This is a genomic window from Streptomyces sp. MBT65 (genome assembly GCF_016612545.1).
Taxonomy (GTDB): Bacteria; Actinomycetota; Actinomycetes; order Streptomycetales; family Streptomycetaceae; genus Streptomyces.
Map to the genome: position 1 here is coordinate 1 of NZ_JAENRY010000398.1, position 6,579 is coordinate 6,579.

The following is a 6,579-nucleotide window of genomic DNA, read 5'->3' on the forward strand; positions in this document are numbered from 1 at the left end:
GCGGGAGCCGGTCCGCTGGCGGGGGCGGCGGGGGGTGCGGTGGAGCCGGTCGTGGCACATCCGGCGGCGAGAGCGCCCCCGGCGACGAGCCCGGCACCCGCACGCAACGCCGTACGGCGGTCGGTCGTGGTCACCCGGCCCATTTAAGGGGTGTTGAGTAAGAAAGCGGGGCATTGACCCGAATGGGGGACCGGCCCGGGTCGCACCTCGAACGGCCGTCCGCACAAAGGCCCTCGGCGCCCGAACTGCCGTACGCACAAGGGGTGTTGGGGTGTTCAGCGGTCCGCGACGCGCATCTCGAACCAGGTGGTCTTGCCGCGCGGAAGCAGATCGACGCCCCAGCGGTCGGAGAGTTTGTCGACGAGGAACAGGCCCCGGCCGCTGAGGTCCATCTCCTGGACCGGCATCAGGCAGGGCAGGCCGCGGGAGGGATCGCGGACCTCGACACGGATCCAGCCGCGGCGGCGCTTCATCCGCAGGCCGAACACCCGGGCACCCGTGTGCCGTACGGCGTTTCCGACGAGTTCCGAGACCAGTAAGACGGCGTCCTCGGTCAGTTTCGGGCTGAGTCCCCAGTGGCGGAGTACGACGATCTGGGTGAGCCTGCGGGCCGTGGCGGCGGATTCGGGGCGGGACGGGAGCGGAACCTCTGCCTCCGTGGGATTGCCGAACAACTCGATCGCTTTGAGTGCCCGCTCGTCCTCGACCGCAGGCGACCAGCGCGCCGCGGTCGCACGGCCTTGTCCCCGCGGCTGTCCGATACCTTCCAGCCCCGCCATGCGTCCATCATGGCCGCCACAGACGGGCTCCGGGGCGGTTCCGGAGGAATACGCCCCCCGGAAGCCCCCGTTCCGCGACATTCGATTGGCATGTGCCAGAGGCATTTCAGGGCTGGCGACAGCTCCTGTGACCTGCGGTGAAGGCTCTGTTGGAGGCAATCGACAGGCTCCCTCGACAAGGCAGGCTTAAGGTCACGTTAAGGTTCCCATAAACCGTCGGGCCGAGGGGCCTGTATGAGACATCGCGTCAATTGCAAGCGGATGAGCGGTATTTGACCGTCCGGTTCACCAGAACTTGGCAGTCCGGCTCACTGGAACTTCGCCTTGCCGGGGCCGTCTTCGACGAAGCTGCGCATCCCGATCTCACGGTCCTCGGTCGCGAACAGCCCCGCGAACCAGGTCCGTTCGACCGCCAACCCCGTCTCGATGTCCGTCTCCAGACCGGTGTCGATCGCTTCCTTCGCGGCGCGCAGCGCGATCGCCGGTCCCTGCGCGAGCTTCGCCGCCCACGCGTGCGCCTCCGTGTACACGTCCGCAGCCGGCACCAACCGGTCCACCAGGCCCAGTTGAAGCGCCTCGTCCGCCTTGACCATACGGCCGGTGAAAATCAGGTCCTTCGCCTTCGACGGACCGACCAGACGGGCCAGCCGCTGCGTGCCGCCCGCACCGGGAATGAGACCCAACAGGATCTCCGGCTGCCCCAACTTGGCATTGTCGGCCGCGATCCGGAAGTCCGCGCACAACGCCAACTCACAACCCCCGCCCAGCGCATAGCCCGTGATCGCCGCGACCACCGGCTTCGGGATACGGGCCACCGCCGTGAACGACTCCTGCAACGCACGCGACCGCACCACCATCGCCGCGTGGTCCATACGCTGCATCTCCTTGATGTCCGCACCCGCAGCGAACACCTTCTCCCCGCCGTAGACGACTACGGCACGCACATCGTCACGCCGTGTCGCCTCCTCGGCGAGTTCCTTGAGACGGTCCTGGGTGGCGACGTCCAGCGCGTTCATCGGCGGGCGGTCGAGGCGGATGGTGCCGACGCCCTCGGCGACTTCGAGATTCACGGTCATGCACGCATTATCGGGGGTCTGGGGGTCGTCCCCCAGATGGGCACAGCACGCGCGCCAACGACAACGGGCCCGGTGCCGTAGGTCACAGCACCGGGCCCGTACGTCGACTAGCGTGCTACGCCGTCCACTTCGCCCACGACATGTTCCAGCCGTTGAGCCCGTTGTCGGGTGCCACGGTCGCGTCGTTGGAGTTCTTGACGACCACGACGTCACCGAGGATCGAGTGGTTGAAGAACCACGCGGCCGGGACGGACTTGCTGTAACCGCCCTTGACGTCCTGGAGGCCGATGCAGCCGTGGCTGGCGTTGTAGTTGCCGAAGGCGCCGCCGCCCCAGTAGTTGCCGTGCACGAAGGTGCCGGAGTCGGTCAGGCGGGTGGCGTGCGGGACGTCCTTGATGTCGTACTCGCCGCCGTAGCCGACCGTTTCACCGTTCATCCGGGTCACGGTGAGCTTCTCGCTCATGACCATCTGGCCGTTCCAGGTGTCGTAGCCGGGCTTGCCGGTGGTGACCGGGATGGTCCTGATGGTCTTGCCGTCCTGGGTGACCTTCATCGTGTGCTTCTTGGCGTCGACGATGGAGACCTGGTTGCGGCCGATGGTGAACTTGACCGTCTTGGTCTGCTTGCCGTAGACGCCCGAACGGCCTTCGACGCCGTCGAGGTTGAGCTTGATCGTGACCTTGGTGCCGGACTTCCAGTAGTTCTCCGGGCGGAAGTCGAGGCGGTCGTTGCCGAACCAGTGGCCCTGGACGTCGACGGCCGGCGAGGTCGTGATGCTGATCGCCTTCTTCACGTCCTCGGGGTGCGTGATGCCCCGGGTGAAGCGGATGGAGAACGGCATGCCGACGCCGACCGTGGAGCCGTCCTCGGGGGTGAAGTAGCCGACGAAGGTGTTCTTCGGGGTCAGCGTGGTGAAGCTGGAGTCCTCGGCGGCGACCCGCCCGTCGGAGTCCTTGGCCACCGCGTGCACGGTGTACTTGGTGGCGGCGGCGAGGTGGGTCGCGGGCGTCCAGCTCGCACCGCCGCCGGTGATCGCGCCGGAGACCTTGGTGCCGTCGGCGTCCTTGACGGTGACCTCGGTCAACTTGCCCTTCGCGGCGCTGATCTTGAGGGCGCCGCTGGTGTCGACGGACTTCGAGCCGTTCTTCGGGGCGATGGTGACGACCGCCTGCGACTGCTTGGTCTCGGCCGTGTCCGAACCCTTGGCCTTGCTGTCGCCCGAGGCTGACCCGGAGTTGGAGCCTCCGCCTCCGCCGCACGCGGTGACGGCGAGCAGCAGCACACCGAGGATCAGCGCCAGCAGCCCCTTGTTTCTCCGGCCGCGAGCGTCCCCCGACGCCCTCGATATCGGTCGCACGTTCAAGACTTTCTCCCCTCGCCGGGCCCGGTCAGGCCCGCACCCCTTTGCGCATCTGACGTGCGCATCCGCGCATATTAACCGCCAGGTTTTGAGCTTCATGTCAGGCGAATGTCACCATTCGGTCGCAACTTCAACTGCCGCCTGACACAGGCTCCCCCGCCCCTCCTGCGCTCACTTCAGGGCACTGCCCGCCTTCCACGCCTTCCAACCCATGTTCCACCCGCCGAGGCCATTGTCCGGAGCGACCTGTTTGTCGTTGCTGTGCACGACCTCGACGACGTCCCCGACGATGCTGCGGTCGAAGAACCACCCGGCCGGGGTGTCCGAGCCACCGCCCTTCACATCCCGCAGGCCCACGCACCCGTGGCTGACGTTGACGTGTCCGGGGGCGCTCGGCGCCCAGTAGTTGCCGTGCAGGAAGGTGCCGGAGTCGGTGAGCCGCATGGCGTGCGGGACGTCGGGGATGTCGTACTCGCCGCCGAAGCCGACCGTGCGGCTGTTCATCCGGGTCACCTCCAGCATCTCCATGACCACCATTTTCCCGTTGTACGTCGTGGTCTTCGGGGCGCCGGCCGTGATCGGCACGGTGGCCAGCAGGGTGCCGTCGCGCCGCACCTCCATGGTGTGCCGGACGGCGTCGACGAGGGAGACCTGGCTGCGGCCGACGGTGAAGGAGAACGTCTTGTACTGGAGGCCGTAGACACCCTTGGCCCCCTCCACGTCCCGCAGACGGAGGGAGACGGTGACCTGGGTGCCGGGTCTCCAGTAGGTCTCGGGGCGGAAGTCGAGGCGGGTTGTGCCGAACCAGTGCGGGCGGATCTCGACGGCCGGTTTCGCGGTGACGTGGATCGCGCGCTCGACCGCGGCCCGGTTCTCGATGTCCCGGTTGAAGCCGAGGGAGACGATCATGCCGGTGCCGACGGTGGCGCGGTTCTCCGGAGTGACGTAGCTGATGAACCGTTCGTCCGGGACGTAGGTCGTGAAGGTGGTGTGCCGGGCGGAGCGGCGGCCGTGGCCGTCGAGGGCGACCGCGTCGACGGTGTACTCGGCGGCCAGCGCGAGCTTCCGGTCCTCGGGTTCCCAGCGCAGTCCGTCCTCGGAGATGTGGCCGGGGACGGGGGTGTCCTGGGCGTCCTGTGCCTTGACGACCTGCACGGACTCCAGCCGCCCGCTGGACACCCGGACCATGAGCCGCCGGTCCGGTTTGACGCCCTTGGTGGCGTCCTCGGGCGAGATCCGGATCACATCCTCGGGCGCCGGTGCCTTGCCGAAGATGTCGCCGATACCGCCCCCGCCCGAGCCGTCCGAAGTACAGCCGGTGGCTCCGGCCAGCAGTCCTGCCCATGTCAGTACGGCGGCCAGTGCGACCCCCGCGCGCCGCGCGCGCCCTTGTGCATACCTCACGGGGTGTCCAACGAGCGGGCACGCTCCGGGGAAACGTGAGTGCGACCCAAGCTCTGGGCAGAACAGTGGGGAGGATGACAGGACAGGGGCCCGCGACCGGGACGTCGCGCGGTCTTCACCTCGTCGTTCCATGAGCCGCAGGAGGCCGGACGGTGTCGAGCGCAGCCGAGCAGGAGGCCGTGCAGGAGGAGCGCGTCGACGGCGGCGTGCCGGTGGAGAGGTCCGTCGTCGACGCGGCCGTGCCGTCGCCGCGTGCCGCACCCGTACTGAACGGCGCCCCGCACACCGGGCCGCCGGTGCCCGTGTGGCCGGGGACGCCGATGCCGCTGGGGGCCCGGTACCGGGTCGGCCCGGACGGGGTCGCGGGCACCAACTTCGCGCTGTGGGCGGGAGGGGCGGAGGCGGTCGAGCTGTGTCTGTTCGACGAGCAGGGGGTGGAGACGCGCGCCCCCCTCACCGAACTGACGCACGAGATCTGGCACGGCTTCCTGCCGGGTGTACGGCCCGGTCAGCGCTACGGCTTCCGGGTGCACGGTCGCTGGGACCCGTGGACCGGCGCCCGCTGGAACCCGGCGAAGCTGCTCCTGGACCCGTACGCGCGGGCGGTGGACGGCGAGTTCGGGCTGCCGCCCGAGGTGTACGCGCATGTGCGGGACTGGCCGCAGCAGCAGGTCGCGGACACCGTGCGCGACGACCGGGACTCTGCACCCCACGTCCCCAAGGGAGTTGTGGTCCACGACGACACCACCGACGACGAGTGGATGGACGACCGCCGCCCGAAGACCCCGTGGGCGGACTCGGTCATCTACGAACTCCATGTCGGCGGCTTCACCAAGCTGCACCCCGGGATACCCGAGGAACTCCGGGGCACCTACGCCGGGTTGGCGCACCCGGCCGCGATCGAGCACCTGGTGAAGCTGGGCGTGACGGCCGTGGAGCTGCTGCCCGTCCACCAGTTCGCGCACGAGGACCATCTGCTGCGCAGGGGCCTGAAGAACTACTGGGGTTACAACTCCATCGGCTACTTCGCCCCGCACGCGGGCTACGCGGCGACCGGTACGGCGGGTCAACAGGTCGGCGAGTTCAAGCGGATGGTGCGCGCGCTGCACGAGGCCGGGATCGAGGTCATCCTCGACGTGGTCTACAACCACACAGCCGAGGCGGGTGAGTTGGGCCCGATGCTGTCGTTGAAGGGCATCGACAACCGCGGCTACTACCGCCTCCAGAGCGACGCCCGCCGCTACACGGACTACACCGGCTGCGGCAACACCCTGCACGTCGTCCAGCCGCACGTCCTCCGCCTGATCACCGACTCCCTCCGCTACTGGGTCACGGAGATGGGCGTCGACGGCTTCCGCTTCGACCTCGCGGCGGCGCTGGCCCGCTCGATGCACGACGTCGACATGCTCTCCCCCTTCCTCGCCGTGATCGCCCAGGACCCGGTGCTGCGACGGGTGAAGCTGATCGCCGAGCCCTGGGACGTCGGCTCGGGCGGCTACCAGGTCGGCGCCTTCCCACCCCTGTGGACGGAGTGGAACGACCGCTATCGCAACGCCGTCCGGGACTTCTGGCGCGGTGCGCTGCCGGACGTACGGGACCTCGGGTACCGGCTGTCGGGCTCCAGCGACCTGTACGCGTGGGGTGGCCGGCGCCCCTACGCCTCGGTCAACTTCATCACCGCGCACGACGGTTTCACCCTGCGGGACCTGGTGTCGTACGAACGCAAGCACAACGAGGCCAACGGCGAGGGCAATCGGGACGGCACGGACGACAACCGCTCCTGGAACTGCGGGGTCGAGGGGGAGACGGACGACGAGCGCGTCAAGGCGCTGCGGCGACGGCAGTTGAGAAATCTCCTCACCACGCTCCTCCTCTCCACGGGCGTCCCGATGCTGGTCGCGGGCGACGAGCTGGGGCGGACGCAGCGGGGCAGCAACAACGCCTACTGCCAGGACAACGA

General features: G+C 68.7%; 5 protein-coding genes. 1 reads left to right on the plus strand and 4 read right to left on the minus strand.

The genetic code is table 11. The annotated features are described in order from the left end of the window. Positions 1-275: 275 nt before the first annotated feature. From JHN63_RS46185 to JHN63_RS46200, 4 genes are all read right to left on the minus strand, one after another. Positions 276-779, minus strand: a complete 504-nt coding sequence (locus JHN63_RS46185; protein WP_200691125.1) for an ATP-binding protein — start codon at positions 777-779, stop codon at positions 276-278. 308 nt (positions 780-1,087) lie between these two features. Then, positions 1,088-1,855, minus strand: a complete 768-nt coding sequence (locus JHN63_RS46190) for an enoyl-CoA hydratase/isomerase family protein (protein ID WP_200691126.1) — start codon at positions 1,853-1,855, stop codon at positions 1,088-1,090. A gap of 115 nt (positions 1,856-1,970) precedes the next feature. Continuing rightward, positions 1,971-3,218, minus strand: coding sequence for an Ig-like domain-containing protein (locus JHN63_RS46195; protein WP_234478711.1), 1,248 nt, complete (start codon positions 3,216-3,218; stop codon positions 1,971-1,973). A gap of 168 nt (positions 3,219-3,386) precedes the next feature. Next, complete coding sequence (locus JHN63_RS46200) at positions 3,387-4,619, minus strand: Ig-like domain-containing protein (RefSeq protein ID WP_200691127.1); 1,233 nt, start codon at positions 4,617-4,619, stop codon at positions 3,387-3,389. A gap of 152 nt (positions 4,620-4,771) precedes the next feature. Between JHN63_RS46200 and glgX the strand changes: the two genes are divergently transcribed. Beyond that, positions 4,772-6,579, plus strand: a 1,808-nt coding sequence (glgX, locus tag JHN63_RS46205) for a glycogen debranching protein GlgX (RefSeq protein WP_200691128.1), incomplete at its 3' end; no start/stop codon positions are given.

Bases quoted from the DNA above. Each gene is read 5' to 3' on its own strand.
- JHN63_RS46185 (WP_200691125.1), bottom strand. From the start codon at position 779: ATGGCGGGGCTGGAAGGTATCGGACAGCCGCGGGGACAAGGCCGTGCG.
- JHN63_RS46190 (WP_200691126.1), bottom strand. From the start codon at position 1,855: ATGACCGTGAATCTCGAAGTCGCCGAGGGCGTCGGCACCATCCGCCTC.